This is a genomic window from Micromonospora sp. NPDC005979 (assembly GCF_040614415.1).
In the GTDB taxonomy this organism is placed as follows: Bacteria; Actinomycetota; Actinomycetes; order Mycobacteriales; family Micromonosporaceae; genus Micromonospora.
The window spans coordinates 370,043-387,708 of the sequence record NZ_JBEXUR010000002.1; the positions used below are offsets into that span (position 1 = coordinate 370,043).

The window sequence follows — 17,666 nt, forward strand, 5'->3', positions numbered from 1 at the left end:
TCAACTAGTCCTGTTCGTCAGGCTCGTCGGCATTGCGAGCAATCGCCACGATAGTCACGCCGTCCGGGAGGTCCATCAGCTTGACCCCCATTGTGTTCCGGTCACGCGTACGGCGTACAGGCTTCACCGGAGTCCGGATGACACCACCGTTGCTGGTGATCGCGAACAACTCGTCGTCCGGGTCGATCACCACCGCACCGACCAGACCACCGCGCCGTTCGGTGATCTTCGCAGTCAGCACGCCCTTACCTCCCCGGCCCTGCACCGGGTATTCCTCGATCGGGGTACGTTTCGCGTAACCCCCGTTCGTGGCCACCAGGACGTCCAGACCCTCCCGGACGACCTCCATGGCGAGTAGGACATCGTCGTCCGTGAAGCGCATGCCGATCACGCCCGAGGTGGCCCGACCCATCGGCCGCAGCGCCTCGTCCGAGGCGTTGAACCGGATCGCCTGCGCCTTCTTCGAGACCAGCAGCAGGTCGTTCTCCGGCGCCACGAGAGCAGCACCGACCAGCTCGTCCTCATCGCGCAGGTTGATCGCGATGATGCCGCCGGAACGGTTGGAGTCGAACTCCTCGAGCCGCGTCTTCTTCACCAGGCCGTTCTTCGTGGCCAGTACCAGATAGGGGGCTACCTGGTAGTCCGGGATTTCGATGATCTGCGCGATCTGCTCATCCGGTAGGAAGGCGAGCAGATTGGCCACGTGTTGGCCCTTGGCTACCCTACTGGCTTCCGGCAACTCGTACGCCTTGGCCCGGTACACCCGGCCCTTGTTCGTGAAGAACAGGATCCAGTCGTGGGTCGAGCACACGAAGAAGTGGCTGACGATGTCGTCCTGCCGCAGCGTGGCGCCACTGACGCCCTTGCCGCCCCGCCGCTGCGAGCGGTACAGGTCGACCTTCGTCCGCTTGGCGTACCCCGTCCGGGTGATCGTGACGACCACGTCCTCCCGGGCGATGAGGTCCTCCATCGAGACCTCGCCGTCGAACGGAATGATCTGCGTACGCCGATCGTCGCCCCACTTCGCGACGATCTCGCCCAGCTCCTCCGAGACGATCCGCCGCTGCCGCTCCGGCTTGGCCAGGATGTCCTTCAGGTCGGCGATCTCGATCTCGAGCTTGGCCAGGTCGTCGAGGATCCGCTGCCGCTCCAGGGCGGCGAGGCGACGAAGCTGCATGTCCAGGATCGCGGTCGCCTGGATCTCGTCGATCTCCAGCAGCCGGATCAGGCCCTGCCGGGCGTCGTCCACCGTCGGCGACCGCCGGATCAGCGCGATCACCTCGTCCAGGGCGTCCAGCGCCTTGGACAGACCGCGCAGGATGTGCGCCCGCTCCTCGGCCTTGCGCAGCCGGAACGCCGTCCGCCGGCGGATCACGTCGATCTGGTGCTCGACGTAGTACCGGATGAACTGCGCCAGGTTGAGCGTGCGCGGCACCCCGTCGACGAGCGCCAGCATGTTGGCGCCGAACGTCTCCTGAAGCTGCGTGTGCTTGTAGAGGTTGTTCAGCACCACCTTGGCGACCGCGTCGCGCTTGAGCACCAGCACGATTCGCATGCCGGTACGACCGGAGGACTCGTCGCGGATGTCGGCGATCCCCGCGAGCTTGCCCTCCTTGATCAGCTCGGCGATCCGCTCGGCGAGATTGTCCGGGTTGACCTGGTAGGGCAGCTCGCTGACGACCAGGCAGGGACGACCCCGCTTGTCCTCCTCGACTTCCACCACGGCCCGCATCCGGATCGAGCCACGACCCGTGCGGTACGCGTCCTGGATCGCCGTCGTGCCGACGATCAGACCGTGGGTCGGGAAGTCCGGGCCCTTGACGATGCCGAGCAGCGCCTCGAGGGTGGTCTCCTCGTCCTCCTCCGGGTGCTCCAGGCACCACTGCACCGCCGCGCCGATCTCGCGCAGGTTGTGCGGCGGGATCTTGGTGGCCATGCCGACCGCGATGCCCTCGGAGCCGTTCACCAACAGGTTGGGGATCCGCGACGGCAGGATGGTGGGCTCCTTGGCCCGACCGTCGTAGTTGTCCTGCAGGTCGACGGTGTCCTCGTCGATGTCCCGCAGCATCTCCATGGCCAGCGGGTCGAGCTTGCATTCGGTGTTGTGGCTGACGAAGCCGTCCGAGACGAACGAGTGGTCGTCGGTGTCGACCCGGACGCTGTAGACCGGCTGCACACCGGCGTCCGTGATTTGCGCTACCTCGGCGTAGTAGAAACGCCCGTCGACCAACGGCTCGACCACGTCGAGCACCTCTGAGTTGGTGATCCGCGCCGCGATCTCGTCCCGGTCACGCTCCCACCGCTCGACTCGGTCCACGTTGTGCCGGCGAAGCCAGTCGCGCTCCGTCCAGCGCGTCGCGCCGTGCTCGCGGATGAAGTCACCGACCAGCGGCACATGGTCGCTGGAGAGCGCCGTGCTGCTCGCCGGCACCTGGTCCAGCTCGGCCTCCAGCTTGGCCTGCTTGCGGCCGAGGAAGCCGACGTGCGCGGCGAAGATCCGGGCGTCGCGGCGGTTGGTCACCACGACCTTGATCTCGCCGCTGTCGTAGCTGGTCTGCCGGCTGATCACGCCGAACTCCAGCAGCAACTGCTGGACCTCGGCCGCCAGCCGCTCGCTGCGGGTCGAGTACGAGATCTGCATGGTGTTGCGCGGCAGCAGCGACGACGACCCGTCACCCTCGAACAGCGCCTGGAGGAACGCCCGCTTGACTGCGGCCGGCCCCTGCCAGACGAACTCGGGAACGAACTTCGCGGCGCTGCGAGCGCCCACCATCTCGCCGAGGACGCTCGTGCGCAGCGCGGTGAGGTTCTGTACGTCCAGTTCGTGCAGCGTGCTGCCGGAGGCGATGACCCGCTCGCTCACGTAGCGCGGCCCACCCACCGCCAGGTCGTAGGCCGCGAGTACGCGGACGAAGAAGTCGCGGTCGACGTTGTTGAAGCCGGCACGGTCCGCGGATACCCAGCCCTCGCTGACGAAGGCACCGGCGAGGATCGCCGCCTCGATGTGCTCCAGCATCGGGTAGCCGATCTCGTCCGGCACCGAACGCTGCACGACCACCCGGTCGCCCGGGGAGATCTCGGCGAGCAGCTTCCACAGCAGGGTCGGCACGCCGGCGACGTCCACCAGGCAGAGCACCGGGTGGTTGTGAGTGCCGGTCAGCTCGTACCCCTCGCAGGTGCGCAGCCGCAGCGTGGGGTGCTCGCCGGAGTGGAAGAACTTAGAGGCGCGGACCAGGTCGCCGTTGCGGTCGCGGACCTTCAGGTCGATGTCGGTCTCGCTGGACGGCGCGGCGTCGGCGACCACGTCCGCGATCCGCACGCTGCCCTCGGCGGTGCGTATCCGGACATTTCCGGATACGCAGTATCTCATGGCCGCAGCCGGATCGTTACCCGGCGAGCCGAAGTTGCCGTTGCCGTCGACCAGCGGGTAGCGCAGTGACCAGGGCTGCGCCATCCGGACCAGCGCGTCGTAGATCGCCGAGTCGCCGTGCGGGTGGAACTGGCCCATCACGTCGCCGACGACGCGGGAGCACTTCACGTAGCCGCGGTCCGGCCGGTAGCCGGAGTCGAACATGGCGTAGAGGATCTTGCGGTGGACCGGCTTGAGCCCGTCCCGGACGTCCGGCAGCGCGCGCCCGACGATGACGCTCATCGCGTAGTCGAGGTAGGAGCGCTGCATCTCCACCTCGAGCCCGACCGGTTCGATCCGGTCGTGCGCGACCACCGCGGCGATGGCCTCGGTGGGGACCTCGGGCTCGTTCGGTGTGGACTCGGGGGAATCGGTCACTGTATACCCTTATCAGACTCAGAGTCGTTTTTGTGCTGTGGATAACGGCTGTGGATAGCCGTCAAGCTGTGGATAACTCTGTGGACCGGCAGGCCAGCCGGGTCCTGCCCGGCTGGCCCGCCGACGTCCGTCAGATGTCCAGGAACCGCACATCCTTGGCGTTGCGCTGGATGAACGACCGGCGGGCTTCGACGTCCTCACCCATCAGGACGCTGAACAACTCGTCTGCGGTTGCAGCGTCGTCGAGCGTGACCTGACGCAGGGTGCGGGTCGCCGGGTTCATCGTGGTCTCCCACAGCTCGGGATAGTTCATCTCGCCGAGGCCCTTGAACCGCTGGATGTCGTCCGGCTTGGCGTTCGGCTTCTTCTGCTGGCGCAGCGCGATGAGCCCGTCCCGCTCCCGGTCGGAGTAGGCGTACTGCGCGTCGTCGCCCTTCTTGTTCCACTTGATCTTGTAGAGCGGCGGGGCGGCCAGGTAGACGTGCCCCAGCTCGACCAGCGGACGCATGAAGCGGAACAGCAGGGTGAGCAGCAGCGTCTGGATGTGCTGGCCGTCGACGTCCGCGTCGGCCATCAGCACCACCTTGTGGTACCGCAGCTTCTCCATGTCGAAGTCGTCGTGAATGCCGGTGCCCAGCGCGGTGATCAGCGCCTGGACCTCGTTGTTCTTGAGGACCCGGTCGATCCGCGCCTTCTCCACGTTGAGGATCTTGCCGCGGATCGGCAGGATCGCCTGGGTGCGCGGGTCGCGGCCCTGCTTGGCCGAGCCACCGGCCGAGTCACCCTCGACGATGAAGACCTCGGACTCGCGCGGGTCGGTGGACTGGCAGTCGGCGAGCTTGCCCGGCATCGAGCCGGACTCCAGCAGCGACTTGCGCCGGGCCAGCTTGCGGGCCTGCTGCGCGGCGATGCGGGCGCGGGCCGCCTGGGACGCCTTCTGGATGATCATCTTGGCTTCGGCCGGGTTGCGGTCGAACCAGTCCACCAGCCACTCGTTGCAGACCCGCTGGACGAAGCTCTTCACCGGGGTGTTGCCGAGCTTGGTCTTCGTCTGACCCTCGAACTGCGGGTTGGCCAGCTTGACCGAGATGATCGCCGCGAGCCCTTCGCGGATGTCCTCGCCGGAGAGCTTCTCGTCGCCCTTGAGCAGCTTCTTGTCGGTGCCGTAGCGGTTGACCACGCTGGTCAGCGCGGACCGGAAGCCCTCCTCGTGAGTGCCGCCCTCATGCGTGTTGATCGTGTTGGCGAAGGTGTAGACCGACTCGCCGTACGACTCGTTCCACTGCATGGCGATCTCGACCGACATGCCCTCTTCCTCGGCACCGAACTCGACCACGGTCTTGTGGATCGGGTTCTTCGAGGCGTTGAGGTGCCGGACGAAGTCGGAGATGCCGCCCTCGTAGTAGAAGGTCACCTCGCGCTGCCGGCCGTCCTCCTCCTGGGACACCCGCTCGTCAAGCAGGTGGATGCGGAGGGCACGGTTGAGGAAGGCCATCTCCTGAAGGCGCCGGTAGATGGTCTGGAAGTCGAAGTCGACGGTCTCGAAGACGTCGGGATCGGGCCAGAAGGAGACCGCCGAGCCGGTGCGGTCGGTAGCCTCGCCCTTCTCCAGCGGGCTCGGCTTGGAGTTGGTGTAGTGCTGCCGCCAGACGGAGCCAGACTTGTGGATCTCCACGAACATCTTGGTGGAGAGCGCGTTCACCACGGAGACACCGACGCCGTGCAGACCGCCGGAGACCGCGTACGCCTTGCCGTCGAACTTGCCGCCCGCGTGCAGGATGGTCAACGCGACCTCGACACCCGGCTTCTTGAGCTTGGGGTGCAGGTCGACGGGGAAGCCTCGGCCGTTGTCGGTGACCCGGACGCCGCCGTCGGCGAGCAGCACCACGTCGATGGTGTCGCAGTATCCGGCGAGAGCCTCGTCGACCGCGTTGTCGACGACCTCCCAGACGAGGTGGTGCAGACCGCGTTCGCCGGTGGACCCGATGTACATACCGGGCCGCTTGCGGACCGCCTCCAGACCTTCGAGAACGGTGATCGACTCTGCGCCGTACTCCTGCTTGTCCTGCGCTGCCACCCTCGGCCACTTTCTCGCGTCGTCGGCGCCGGTGGGGCGCGTCGGGCGCGGGTTCGGCGGGACAGGACGCGACGTCGGCGCGCGGACCGGTGCCGGAGACCTCCGGACAGCGGGAACGCGCCGGTCGCCGCGGTCGCCCGCGGATCGCGATCGGCTCGACTCGGAGTGGAGAATGACCTGGGGCCACCGGCCCCGTCGCTCACCCGCACCGGGTCTTCGTCTCGCTGTCAATCCTACTGTGCGCGGGAGACAGAACCACCACTCGGCACCCTCAACGAGGCGGCTGAGATGTCCGTAGCCGGCAGAACCCCGTTACCCTCGACTCCCCCCACACGCCACGCCCTGTTCGGACGCGCCGCCCCCAGACAGGTTGACCCGCGCTCGGGCGGGTCGGGGGTCGCGGTCGGATCGTCCGTGCCGTACGTTTGCGGCGCCCCGGAAGCGGCCTTGATCTTTACCGGTCGGAACCGGGACGATCGACCCGATCGACCCGACACGTGCTCTCTAAGAGGTGACAGATGGGGCTGGACAACGTCGCGGTGCAGTGGCCGCGGACCGGCCGCTTCTATGATCCGGTGGCGCCGGCCGAGTTCGTCGACTTCGGCGAGATCGTCGACCTGCCACGGATCTCCGCGCCGACTGCGGCGCTGGCCGAGCTGATCGCGAAGACCGGCACCGTCCGGGCGACCGCCTACACCGAGCTGGTGGATCTCCTGCTCGGCCTCGAAGGTGTGTTGTACGCCACAGACGCCGCGGCCGAGGACGAGGATCCGGTGATCGACCCGGACGGCTGCGCCTGGATCGCCGGTGGCATCGAACGGTTCGTGGCCGGGCACCGGGAGTACGGCGAGGCGGTCACCTTCGACTCGGTGAGTACGGTGCTGCGGGCGCTGCTCGGCGACGGTCGGCTGGCGGAGCAGCAGCTGCGCTGGCTGGACACCCGGCTCGACGCGTTGCGCGACGAGAGCGGTGATCCGCCGCAGTGGAACTTCACCTGCGCGGAGCTGGGCGTGCTGGCGGCGTTCTACCGGCGGTGCGCCGAGCGCGGCTTCGCCGTCTACGCCGACGCCTGAGCCTCCGGGCCGGCGGGGCGGTTGGCGGCGGCTATCACCTGAGTGAGCGCCGCGTGCAGGTGTTGCAGGTCCTCGACGGGCAGTCCGAGGCGCTGGACGATCGCGGCCGGGATCCGCTCGGCCTGGGCGCGCAGGGCCACGCCGCTGGCGGTGAGGGTGACGGCGAGGCTGCGCTCGTCGGCGGTGTCCCGTTCCCGGCGCAGGTAGCCGGCCGCTTCGAGCCGCTTGAGCAGGGGTGACAGGGTGCCCGGGTCGAGCTGCAACAGGCGGCTGAGGTCACGGCCGGACAGCGGGGCGTGCTGCCAGAGCGCCAGCATCACCAGGTACTGCGGGTGGGTCAGGCCCATCGGCTCCAACAGGGGCCGGTAGACGGCCACCACGCTGCGTGCCGCGACCGACAGGGCGAAGCAGACCTGCTGCTCCAGCGCCAGCGGATCGGTGCCCTGCGGTTGGTCGCTCATCGGTTGCTCTCCTCGCGCACGGCAACTATCGTACCGATCGTTGGTGCACCAACTATTGGTGCGGCAACCTTGGAGCGACGGCACGCAGGAGGGGCGGCAGATGAGCGAGGACGGCGCGACCACCAGGGCACCGGGCGAGGGCGGTCGACTCCTGAGCTGGGCCTTCCGGCACCTCGCCGGGCCGGCCGACGGCGTGCAGGGCGCGGTGCAGGGCGGTTCGACGGCCGCCCGCGAGGCCTGGAAACGTGACCTGGCCGAGCGCAAGCGCTACACGCAGGAACAACGCGAGCGCCGGCGTGCGGCCCGGGAGGCGCAGCGGCGCGCTGAGTAGGCCGGCTCAGCCGTACGTGTCGCGCGGTCCCCGCCCGCGCACCCGGCGTGGACCCTTCTGCCAGGACGGCGCGGCCGGGCCGTGGATGTGCAGCTTGCGCACCACGTTGTGGCCGACCTCCTGGGCGATCTGCTTGAGCAGCGAGCCGGCCAGCAGCCGCAACTGGGTGGCCCAGGCCGTCGAGCGCGCCTCCACGGTCAACTCGCCGTCCTCCAGCTTGACCGGCCGGCTGTGCTGGGCCACCTCCGCGCCAACCACCCGCTCCCACGCGCCGAACACGGTGGCCTCGGCCGCGGGCTGCTGCCAGCCCCGCGCCTTCACCAGCCGGTTCAGCACCGCGCCCAGGGGCTGCGGGTCGCGCGGGTCGGGCCCGGGGCCCGAGTAGCCACGCAGCCGCCGTCCCGAGCCGCCAGCGCCGTCGGCGCCACCACCGGGGGTACGCCGGGTGCGCGCTGCCGCCTGGCGGCGGGACAGCGCGGCGTCGAGCACCGCCCGCGCCAACTCCGGGCCGCTGGGCCCCTCCGGCGGCCCGTCGGTCGCCCCGGCCGGTGGAGTACGCCCGCCGGCGGCATTCCCGGCCTGCCGGCCGCTGCCGGTGGACGTGGCGCGCGCCGGCCGGGTCTCTGGCTCATCCGACATGTCGTACCGTCCCCTCGCCGACCTGGTAACGGGTGCCCCGCAACGCGGCCGGAACGTCGTCGTCCACGGCACAGGTGACCAGCAGTTGACTCGCCCCGCCGACCAGTTCCGCCAGCCGTTCCCGACGACCGGCGTCCAGCTCGGCGAAGACGTCGTCGAGCACCAGGACCGGTTCGATGCCGTCGGCGCGTAGCAGGTCGTACCCGGCGAGTCGCAGCGCGAGCGCGAACGACCAGGATTCGCCGTGGCTCGCGTACCCCTTGGCCGGCATCGGGCCGAGCGACAGGGCCAGCTCGTCCCGGTGTGGCCCGACGAGCGTGGTGCCCCGTTCGATCTCGGCGGTCCGCGAGGCGGCGAGCGCGGCGGTCAGCGCCTCGGCGAGCGTGGCCCGGTCGGTGGTCGGTTCGGCCAGTTCGACCGTCGGCCGGTAGGCGATGCCGGCCGCGCCGTGGCCGGCGGCGACCGCGTCGTACGCCTTGGCGACGTGCGGGGTGAGCGCGGCGACCAGTTCCAGCCGGCCGGCGAGCAGCTCCGCGCCGTGCTGGGCCAGGTGGGTGTCCCACACCGCGAGGGTGCCCAGGTCGCCGCCCCGGGAGCCGCCGGTCTTGCGGGCGAGGTACGCGGTGCGCAGCAGGGCGTTGCGCTGCTTGACCACCCGGTCGTAGTCGGCGCGTACGCCCGCGTAGCGGGGTTGCCGGTTGACCAGGAGATCGTCGAGGTAGCGGCGACGCTCGGCCGGGTCGCCCCGGACCAGCTCCAGGTCCTCCGGGGCGAACAGCACCAGCCGCAGCGCCCCGAGCACGTCTCTCGCTCGCCGGGCGGGAGATCGGCCCAGTCGGGCGCGGTTGGCCCGCCCCGGCACGATCTCCAGCTCGACCAGCAGTTCCCGCCCGTCGTGTACGACCGCGCAGCGGATCACCGCCGAGGAGGCGCCCATCCGGACCAGCGGCGCGTCCGTGGCGACCCGGTGCGAGTCCAGGGTCGCCACGTAACCGAGCGCCTCGACGAGGTTGGTCTTGCCGACACCGTTGGCGCCGATCAGGACGTTCGCCCCCGGCTGGAGGTCGACGGCGACCCGCTCGTACGAGCGGAAGTCGACCAGTTCCAGCCGGCGGACGTACACAGGTTGTGGATACCGCTCAGCGCTTGTGGACGGCGTGGCCGCCGAACTGCTGGCGCAGCGCGGCGACGGCCTTCATGGCGGGCGAGTCGTCCTGTCGCGACTGGAACCGGGCGAACAGGGAGGCGGTGATGACGTTCAGCGGTACGGCGAGCCGGACCGCCTCGTCGACCGTCCAGCGCCCCTCGCCCGTGTCCTCGGTGTAGCCGCTCAGGTCGGCCAGCTCCGGGTCCTCGTCGAGAGCCCGGTCCAGCAGGTCGAGCAGCCAGGAGCGGACGACGGTGCCCTCGCGCCACGACTTGAACACGCCGGGGACGTTGGTCACCAGCTCGGAGGCGGTCAGCAGCTCGTAGCCCTCGGCGTAGGCGTGCATCAGGCCGTACTCGATGCCGTTGTGCACCATCTTCGAGTAGTGGCCGGCGCCCACGGGGCCGGCGTGCACGAAGCCGAACTCGCCCTCGGGCTTGAGCGCCTGGAAGATCGGCATGAGCCGGTCGACGTGCTCCTGGGCGCCGCCGACCATCAGGCCGTAGCCGTTCTGCCGGCCCCAGACGCCGCCGGAGACGCCGACGTCCACGTAGCCGATACCGCGCGCATTCAGCCGCTCGGCACGGGGAGCGTCGTCGCTGAAGCGGGAGTTCCCGCCGTCGATGATGATGTCGCCGTCCCCGAGCACCTCGGCGAGTTCGTCGATCGTGGCATCGGTGACGCCGGCCGGCACCATGACCCAGACGGCACGCGGCGATTCGAGCTTCTGTGCCAGCTCGGCGAGGTTAGCCGCGTCGCTCAGCTGCGGGTTGTGATCGAATCCGACCACTTCGTGGCCGGCAGCCCGCAACCGCTCGCGCATGTTGCCGCCCATCCGGCCGAGTCCTACCAGGCCGAGCTGCATTTGTTCCTACCTCCGTGGATCTGGTGTTGCTGGGCCGATCAGCGAGAGACGCGGATCGGCATGATGAGGTACCGATACCCCGGAATGACCTCACCATCCTCGCCAGCGGGTGAGATCACCGCCGGCTTGAAAGCGTCGACGAACGAGAGCATGGCGGTCTGCGCCCCCAGGTTTGCCAGGCCGTCGATGAGGTACTGGGGGTTGAAGCCGATGGTGAGCGGGTCACCGGTGAAGGTGGCCTCCATCGCCTCGCTCGCCCGTGCCTCCTCGGAGCCGCCGGCCTCGACCACCAGGCCGTCGGCGCTGAAGCTGAGCAGCACCGGCGTGGTGCGCTCGGCCACCAGGGCGACCCGCTTGACCACCTCGATCAGCGTGCTCACCGACACCCGCGCCTCGGCGTTGTGGGTGGCCGGGAAGAGCGAGCGCACCGGCGGGTAGTTGGCGCCGTCGAGCAACCGGCTCGTGGTACGACGGGTGCCACCGGCGAGGCCGACCATGCCCTCACCCGCCGCGCCCTGGGCGAGGGCGAGGGTGACCTCGCCGCCCAGCGGGCCGAGCGCCTTGGCGGTGTCGTTCAGGGTGCGGGCCGGCACCAGCGCGTTGATGCTGACCTCGGGGTCGTCGGGTCGCCACTGGATCTCGCGCAGCGCCAGCCGGTACCGGTCGGTGGCGAGCATCGACAGCGTGCTGCCGGAGAGCTCGACGCGGACACCGGTCATCATCGGCAGCGTCTCGTCGCGGCCGGCGGCGATGGCCACCTGGGCGACCGCCGTGGCGAAGGCCGCGGCGTCGACGGTGCCGGCGCTCTGCGGCATCTCGGGCAGGGCGGGGTAGTCCTCCACCGGCATGGTGGGCAGGGTGAACCGCGCGCTGCCGCAGACCAGCTCGAGGTGGGCGCCGACCGCGGCGATGTCGACCGGCTTGGCCGGCAGCGCCTTGGTGATCTCGGCGAGCAGGCGGCCGGAGACCAGCGCGGCGCCGTCAGCGTCACCCTGCACCTCGACGGTCACCTGGCTGGAGACCTCGTAGTCGAAACCGGAGACCCGCAGGTTGCCGTCGGTGACCCGGAGCATCACCCCGGCGAGCACCGGTACGGACGGCCGGTTGGGCAGGCTCTTCGCGGTCCACGCCACAGCCTCGGCGAGCGCGTCGCGCTCCACTCGGAACTTCATCAATGCCTCCGCGTCGACGTCAGCGACAACTCTCTCATGCCGACCGCTGCCTACCGTCCCGCCCGACCGTGCGGGTGTCCATCGCACCTTAGGGCGCGGGGACATCGGCTGTGCGCCCGACCCCATGGATCGTGTCGATGCTGACCGGCCTGTCCGGCAGCGTTCGGCCCGATCCACAGAAAGCCCAACGGTGATGATTGGTTTTTGTTCTCTTAGAAGAGATAACCCATCGTCTTCATCGCACCTGTGCAAACTGTGGAGAACTCGGGTCTGCGCAGCTCAGACAGGTTATCCACCGGTGAGTTGGCTGTGGAGAACCGGGTGTGAAACCGCGTCACCTGTCCACAGCCCGGCGGCGCGGGCCGGTTGTCCACCGTTGTCCACCGGTTGTCCACCGGTAATCCACCGACTTTCTCCCCAAGGTTGTGGACGGCCGAGAAGATCACCATTGGCGTTGTCCCCAGAACCTTCAACAGCTCGTACACACCTCGACGATCATCGGTGGATAACTTCGGCGTTGTCCCCAGGCGTCCACAGCGTCGTGCACAGGGTTTCTCCACAGCCTGTGGGTAACCGGGGCGGGACCGACCGTAGTTATCCACCGACGGTGGATAACGAGTTGTGGACAACGAGTGAGCTTTGAGGTGGACACGGCACCGATCCTGTGGCCTACACCATGTCGAGGGTCAAGCCGAAGCCCTCGTCTGGCGGCGAAATCGGCCGCCGACGTCGAAGCGAGCACCGTCCGGAGTCGGGTCGCGGCGTCGCGGCGTCGCGGCGTCCAAAGAAGAACGCCCGGCCGGAGATCCGGCCGGGCGTGTCCTGCGGAGTCGTGCGGCGTCGTACCCCTCAGGTGTTCTGCTTGATCCGGTTGGTCAGCTCGGCGATCTGGTTGTAGAGCGAGCGCCGCTCGGCCATCTGCTGGCGGATCTTGCGGTCCGCGTGCATGACAGTGGTGTGGTCCCGGCCACCGAAGGCCTGCCCGATCCTCGGCAACGACAACTCGGTCAGCTCCCGGCACAGGTACATGGCGACCTGGCGGGCGTTGACCAGGACGCGCGAGCGGGACTGGCCGCGCAGATCCTCCAGGCTCACGCCGAAGTAGTCGGCCGTGGAGACCATGATCTGGTCCGCCGTGATCTCCGGGCCGGCGCCGTCCGGGATGAAGTCCCGCAGCACCTCCTCGGCGAGCGACAACTCCACGGTCGAGCGGGTGAGACTGGCGAACGCGGTCACCCGGATCAGCGCGCCCTCCAACTCGCGGATCGAGTTCGACACCCGGGAGGCGATGAACTCCAGCACGTCCGGCGGGGCGTAGAGGCGCTCCTGTGCCGCCTTCTTCTGCAGGATCGCGATCCGCGTCTCCAGGTCCGGCGGCTGGATGTCGGCCAGCAGCCCCCACTCGAAGCGCGTCCGCAGCCGGTCCTCCAACGTGGCCAACTGCTTCGGCGACCGGTCGGACGTGATCACGATCTGCTTGTTGGCGTTGTGCAGGGTGTTGAAGGTGTGGAAGAACTCCTCCTGCGTGCGCTCGCGGTTCTCCAGGAACTGGATGTCGTCGATCAGCAGGATGTCGACGTCGCGGTAGCGCCGCTGGAACGCGCTGGTCTTGTCGTCCCGGAGCGAGTTGATGAAGTCGTTGGTGAACTCCTCGGTCGAGACGTACCGCACCGACCGGGCGTTGCCGAGTGTCGTGGCGTAGTGCCCGATGGCGTGCAGCAGGTGCGTCTTGCCCAACCCGGAACTGCCGTAGATGAAGAGCGGGTTGTACGCCTTCGCCGGCGACTCGGCCACCGCCACGCTCGCCGCGTGGGCGAACCGGTTGGACGAGCCGATGACGAACGTCTCGAACATGTACTTCGGGTTCAACCGGTTGCCACCGGTGTCGGCGCCGGGCAGTCGGCGCTCGTCACGCCCGCCGGGACGATGATCCATCCCGCTGCGACCCGGGCCGCTGTCCGTTCCGCCGTCGCGGGGCAGGGGACGGATCACGTGCTGGTCCCGGGGGGACGTGGCGTCCTCGCGGTAGCGGGGCTCGTACGGCCGGGTGTCGGGGCCGGGCGGGTCGAGGCGGGCCGCCTGCTCGTCGTACCCCCGCCGTTCGGGCGCTGGTCGGGACGACCGCATCGGCTCGACGAAGGCCGCGCTGAACAGCGCCTCCTGTCCGTCGCGGCTGGCCGGGATCAGCCCGGGCCGGTGCGCGTCGACGACCGGCGCGGGGGGCGGGCCCGCCGGCGGTACGGCGGTCTCAGGCAGCCGTGGCCCGAGTTGCTCGCCGATGGCCTCGTTCGCCATGGACCGTCCGGCGTACTCGTCCCCGAGCGGGCCCGACTGCGGTTCGTCGACGTCGAGTGGCCCGGGCTCGGGGGTGCTGCGGTAGACGGTGCCGGCCGGACGGCCGCTGGCGTCCTCCGCCACGCGTACGGTCACGGCAACCTGGATCGGCCGGCCGAGTCGGCGGGTGAGCGCCTCGGTGATCGCCGGGCGCAGCCGCGACTCGATCACGTCCCGGGTGAACGCGTCCGGTACCGAGAGCAGCGCGGTGTCCTCGACGATCGCCCGCAGCCGGGTCAACCGGAGGTAGGCGCGCTGCTGGGCGGAGATGATCTCGTCGGCGAGCTCGTCGGTCGCCGCCAACCACACCGCGGCAAGGTCGGTCGTACCGGCCACCGTCGTGCCACCCCCTCGCCTCTGCTCCCGGCCGCCGCTGTCTGCCAGCCGCCCGTCCCGGGCCCGCCGCGTGCACGGGTGGAACATCACCCACCCGGACAACTGACCAGCGCTCGTCCACAGGTTATCCACAGCCTGTGCACCGACCGATTGTGGCCGCCCGCCGGGCGCGGGACCTGCCCCTGCCTGGACGGCCGTTGAAGCGGGTTCACCGTGCCGAACGATTCACCAGCGTGTCCGGTCTTGCCTGCGCGCGACGACCGGAGCATCCGACGCTCACCGCAATCGGGCACGGTAACAGCGTCGCCCCTGCCCCATCAACCGGCGACGCCCCAGCGACCTTGTCGGCATCAGCGAAAACCGCCCCTTCGGTCCCGGGCGCGTCCCGACCTCCTCGCTGTGGGTGTTTGACGGTCATTGCACCCCTGCGTAGGCTGGAGCGGCTGCTCTCTCGCCCTCTGCTAGGGTGATGGGTGCTTGCTGCCCGCGGTCGTTCCCCCGCACCGTCGGTCCCGATCCGCCGGGCAGCGCCGAACGGTGGCCATCGTCGAGGTGGCCTGGACCACCCCACGACCCCGGCGATCCCGTCGCGCGGGGCGCGTACGAAAACGGAGAGCCTGACGTGAGCAAGCGCACCTACCAGCCGAACAACCGCCGGCGCGCGAAGACCCACGGCTTCCGGCTGCGCATGCGCACCCGTGCCGGCCGTGCCATCCTCTCGAGCCGCCGCGCCAAGGGTCGCACCACCCTGTCGGCCTGAGCCGACCGGGCTGGTCCGGGGGACGTGGGCAGTCGTGCTGGCCGCCGCACAGCGACTGCGGCGCAGCACTGACTTCGCCGCAGCGGTTCGCGGTGGCCGACGCGTCGGCCGAGGTGCCGTCGTGGTCCACCTGACCGTGCCTCCGGCCATCGACCACAGCACAACGACCTCGCCGAAGCCGGCGCGGGAGCCTGGCGCGGAGCAGCCCTCCGGTCCGGCCCGCGCCGGCTTCGTCGTGTCCAAGGCCGTCGGCAACGCGGTGGTCCGTAACAAGGTCCGGCGTCGACTTCGGGCGCTGGTCCGGGAGCGGCTGGGCGCGTTGCCCGACGGCAGCACCCTGGTCGTCCGAGCACTGCCCGCCGCGGCCGAGGCGTCGTACGCCCGGCTCACCACCGACCTGGACGCCGCCATCGCGGTTGCCCGGTCGCCGCGAGAGAGGCGGCCCCGGTGAGCGCCGATCCGACCGCCACACGCCCATCGTCGACAGGTGCCCGGGTGCTGATCGCGCCCATCATCGCGTACCGTCGGTGGATAAGTCCGGCACTGCCGGCACGCTGCCGGTTCTACCCGTCGTGCAGTGCGTACGCCCAGGAGGCGCTCGTGCGGCACGGCGCGTTCCGGGGAGTCGTGCTGGCGGTCCGGCGGTTACTGCGCTGCCACCCCTTTCACCCTGGTGGACATGACCCGGTTCCGGAGCCGGGCGGTCGCCGCCGTGTCGATGTGACTGGAGCCCCGAATTGAGTCTCGACTGGATCTACTTCGCGATTTCGTGGATCCTGCTGACCTGGCACTCTGCCTGGGACGCCATCGGGGTGCCCGTCGACGCGGTGATCGGCACCAACTTCGCCTGGATCCTGGCCATCGTCTTCCTGGTGGTCACCGTCCGGGTCATCCTGTTCCCGGTCTTCGTCAAGCAGATCAAGTCCCAGCGGGCGATGCAGGCGCTCCAGCCCAAGGTCAAGGAGCTGCAGGAGAAGCACAAGGGTGACCGGGAGACGCTCCAGAAGGAGATGATGGAGCTCTACCGGAAGGAAAAGGCCAACCCGCTCATGGGCTGCCTTCCGATGTTCCTCCAGATCCCGGTCTTCCTGGGCCTCTTCCACGTGCTGCGCCGCCTCGACCCGGCCAAGCAGAGCAAGACGCTCTACGGCTGGACGGTCGAGCAGTTCGACAGCGCGTCGAACGCCAAGCTCTTCACGGCCCCGATCGCCGGCAAGTTCGGCTCGACCGCCGACGAACTGGCGCGCCTGGGTGCGAACGGCACCACCGTCAAGATCATTGCTGGTGTCCTGGTGCTGGTCATGATCGCGACCACCTACCTGACCAGCCGCCAGATGATCCTCAAGACCGGCTGGGCCGAGGACCCGCAGCAGCGGATGATCCAGCGCCTGATGCTCTACGGCATCCCGGCCTCGCTGCTGATCTCCGGCGCGATCTTCCCGATCGGTGTGATCATCTACTGGGTCACGAACAACCTCTTCACCCTCGGCCAGCAGCAGTGGGTGCTGCGGAAGTTCCCGCCGCCGGTGACCGCCAAGAAGGCCACCGCCCCCGCGGCGAGCCGCAACCCGGTGCAGCCCGCCAAGTCGGGTGGGCTCTTCGGGCGTGGCAAGGCCGCCCCGGCCGCGCCCGTCAAGGCCGCCGCGCCGAAGGTGGCCGGTCCGAAGCCGGGTGCCAAGCCCGCCAACCCGAAGAAGAGCCGACCCGCCAAGCGGCAGGGCTGAACGCCGTGCGGCCGTCGCCGGGCAACCGGCGACGGCCCAGGCCCCGCACCGCGCAGCCGCCGTACGGCCGGCGCCGGGCGGAACCGGCCGCGCACGGCGCGGTCACGGGCGACACTGCCCGTACAGACGTGCCCGTGGGCACCGGCGACCTCCCGCCGGCCCCGGGAAACCAGCGGACCCGACGGTCCGGCCGAGCGAGTACGGAGATGAGACCGTGACCGAGACCAGCATCCCCCGCGCCGACCAGTCCCTGGACGAGGAGGAGACCGCGACGCTCGAGGTGGACGGCGACGACACCGACGACGCCGCCGACGACGCCGAGGCCCCGGCCGGTGGTCGTGAGAAGAGGAGCGCGGGCGAGAGCGACCTGTTCCGGCAGAGCGAGATCGCGGCCGACTACGTCGAGGGACTGCTCGACATCCTCGACTACGACGGCGACATCGACGAGTTGGTGGCCGGCGGCCGTCCCGTCGTCGAGGTGGTCGGCTCCCGGCTGCAGAACCTGGTCGGCCAGCGTGGCGCCACCCTGGATGCGCTCCAGGAGTTGACCCGGCTCGCCGTCTTCCGGCAGACCGGTACGCCGAGCCGCCTGCTGCTCGACGTCGGTGGCTACCGGACGAACCGTCGCAAGGAACTCGCCGCCGTCGCCAAGAACGCCGTCGAGAAGGTCAAGGAGTACGGCGAGCCCGTGCGCCTGGAGGCGATGAACGCGTTCGAGCGCAAGTGCGTCCACGACGTGGTCAACGCCATGGCCGGCGTGGCGAGCGAGTCGGAGGGCGTCGAGCCGAATCGTCGCATCGTCGTACGGCCGGCGGACTGACTCCGTTGACCCACGACGACACCGCGGCTGATGCCGTGACCGGCCCGGGCGGTACGCCGTCCGGGCCGTCGGCTGTCCGGGGCGACAGCCCGGCGGGGTACGACGCGGCCGACAGGAATCCGCCGTCGCCGGCCGACGCC

16 protein-coding genes are annotated in these 17,666 nt (G+C 69.7%); 7 read left to right on the forward strand and 9 right to left on the reverse strand.

Annotated features, from left to right (window positions below):
• Nucleotides 1-4: 4 nt before the first annotated feature.
• Together gyrA and gyrB are read right to left on the reverse strand one after the other, a co-directional pair.
• Nucleotides 5-3,724, reverse strand: a complete 3,720-nt coding sequence (gene gyrA, locus ABZ272_RS04955; RefSeq protein ID WP_355048788.1) for an intein-containing DNA gyrase subunit A — start codon at nt 3,722-3,724, stop codon at nt 5-7.
• A 193-nt stretch (nt 3,725-3,917) separates the two neighbouring features.
• Nucleotides 3,918-5,864, reverse strand: a complete 1,947-nt coding sequence (gene gyrB / locus ABZ272_RS04960) for a DNA topoisomerase (ATP-hydrolyzing) subunit B (RefSeq protein WP_355048563.1) — start codon at nt 5,862-5,864, stop codon at nt 3,918-3,920.
• A 518-nt stretch (nt 5,865-6,382) separates the two neighbouring features.
• Here gyrB and ABZ272_RS04965 point away from each other — a divergent pair.
• Nucleotides 6,383-6,937, forward strand: coding sequence for a hypothetical protein (locus ABZ272_RS04965; protein ID WP_355048564.1), 555 nt, complete (start codon nt 6,383-6,385; stop codon nt 6,935-6,937).
• Here ABZ272_RS04965 and ABZ272_RS04970 read toward each other — a convergent pair.
• A complete protein-coding gene (locus tag ABZ272_RS04970; protein ID WP_355048565.1) occupies nt 6,922-7,398 on the reverse strand; it encodes a MarR family transcriptional regulator in 477 nt (158 codons plus the stop codon). The genes ABZ272_RS04965 and ABZ272_RS04970 overlap by 16 nt on opposite strands.
• A 100-nt stretch (nt 7,399-7,498) precedes the next feature.
• On the opposite strand from ABZ272_RS04970, the gene ABZ272_RS04975 reads away from it, so the two are divergent.
• Nucleotides 7,499-7,729 (forward strand): hypothetical protein, encoded by a 231-nt coding sequence (locus ABZ272_RS04975; protein WP_355048566.1) that lies wholly within the window; start codon nt 7,499-7,501, stop codon nt 7,727-7,729.
• Nucleotides 7,730-7,735: 6 nt separating this feature from the next.
• Here ABZ272_RS04975 and ABZ272_RS04980 read toward each other — a convergent pair whose 3' ends face one another.
• From ABZ272_RS04980 to dnaA, 6 genes are all read right to left on the reverse strand, one after another.
• A complete protein-coding gene (locus tag ABZ272_RS04980; protein WP_355048567.1) occupies nt 7,736-8,368 on the reverse strand; it encodes a DciA family protein in 633 nt (210 codons plus the stop codon).
• Nucleotides 8,358-9,491: a DNA replication/repair protein RecF gene (gene recF / locus ABZ272_RS04985; RefSeq protein ID WP_355048568.1), complete on the reverse strand. Its 1,134-nt coding sequence runs from the start codon at nt 9,489-9,491 to the stop codon at nt 8,358-8,360. The genes ABZ272_RS04980 and recF overlap by 11 nt, the downstream gene beginning before the upstream one ends.
• Before the next feature lie 16 nt (nt 9,492-9,507).
• Nucleotides 9,508-10,380 (reverse strand): phosphogluconate dehydrogenase (NAD(+)-dependent, decarboxylating), encoded by an 873-nt coding sequence (gene gnd / locus ABZ272_RS04990; RefSeq protein ID WP_355048569.1) that lies wholly within the window; start codon nt 10,378-10,380, stop codon nt 9,508-9,510.
• A gap of 38 nt (nt 10,381-10,418) precedes the next feature.
• Complete coding sequence (gene dnaN / locus ABZ272_RS04995; RefSeq protein WP_355048570.1) at nt 10,419-11,552, reverse strand: DNA polymerase III subunit beta; 1,134 nt, start codon at nt 11,550-11,552, stop codon at nt 10,419-10,421.
• 212 nt (nt 11,553-11,764) lie between these two features.
• Entirely contained in the window at nt 11,765-12,037 is a 273-nt protein-coding gene (locus ABZ272_RS05000; protein WP_355048571.1) for a hypothetical protein, read from the reverse strand.
• Nucleotides 12,038-12,401: 364 nt separating this feature from the next.
• Nucleotides 12,402-14,222: a chromosomal replication initiator protein DnaA gene (gene dnaA, locus ABZ272_RS05005; RefSeq protein ID WP_355048572.1), complete on the reverse strand. Its 1,821-nt coding sequence runs from the start codon at nt 14,220-14,222 to the stop codon at nt 12,402-12,404.
• Between the two features lie 622 nt (nt 14,223-14,844).
• Here dnaA and rpmH point away from each other — a divergent pair.
• The 5 genes from rpmH to ABZ272_RS05030 all read left to right on the forward strand — a co-directional run bounded on the left by rpmH (nt 14,845) and on the right by ABZ272_RS05030 (nt 17,526).
• Nucleotides 14,845-14,982 (forward strand): 50S ribosomal protein L34, encoded by a 138-nt coding sequence (gene rpmH, locus ABZ272_RS05010; RefSeq protein WP_007453904.1) that lies wholly within the window; start codon nt 14,845-14,847, stop codon nt 14,980-14,982.
• A 34-nt stretch (nt 14,983-15,016) separates the two neighbouring features.
• On the forward strand, nt 15,017-15,433 hold the full coding sequence (gene rnpA / locus ABZ272_RS05015; RefSeq protein ID WP_355048573.1) for a ribonuclease P protein component: 417 nt from the start codon (nt 15,017-15,019) through the stop codon (nt 15,431-15,433).
• On the forward strand, nt 15,430-15,723 hold the full coding sequence (gene yidD / locus ABZ272_RS05020) for a membrane protein insertion efficiency factor YidD (RefSeq protein ID WP_355048574.1): 294 nt from the start codon (nt 15,430-15,432) through the stop codon (nt 15,721-15,723). Before rnpA ends, yidD begins: the two co-directional genes overlap by 4 nt.
• Nucleotides 15,720-16,706, forward strand: a complete 987-nt coding sequence (gene yidC, locus ABZ272_RS05025) for a membrane protein insertase YidC (RefSeq protein WP_355048575.1) — start codon at nt 15,720-15,722, stop codon at nt 16,704-16,706. Before yidD ends, yidC begins: the two co-directional genes overlap by 4 nt.
• Nucleotides 16,707-16,920: 214 nt before the next feature.
• Nucleotides 16,921-17,526: a R3H domain-containing nucleic acid-binding protein gene (locus tag ABZ272_RS05030; protein ID WP_355048576.1), complete on the forward strand. Its 606-nt coding sequence runs from the start codon at nt 16,921-16,923 to the stop codon at nt 17,524-17,526.
• Nucleotides 17,527-17,666: the final 140 nt, after the last annotated feature.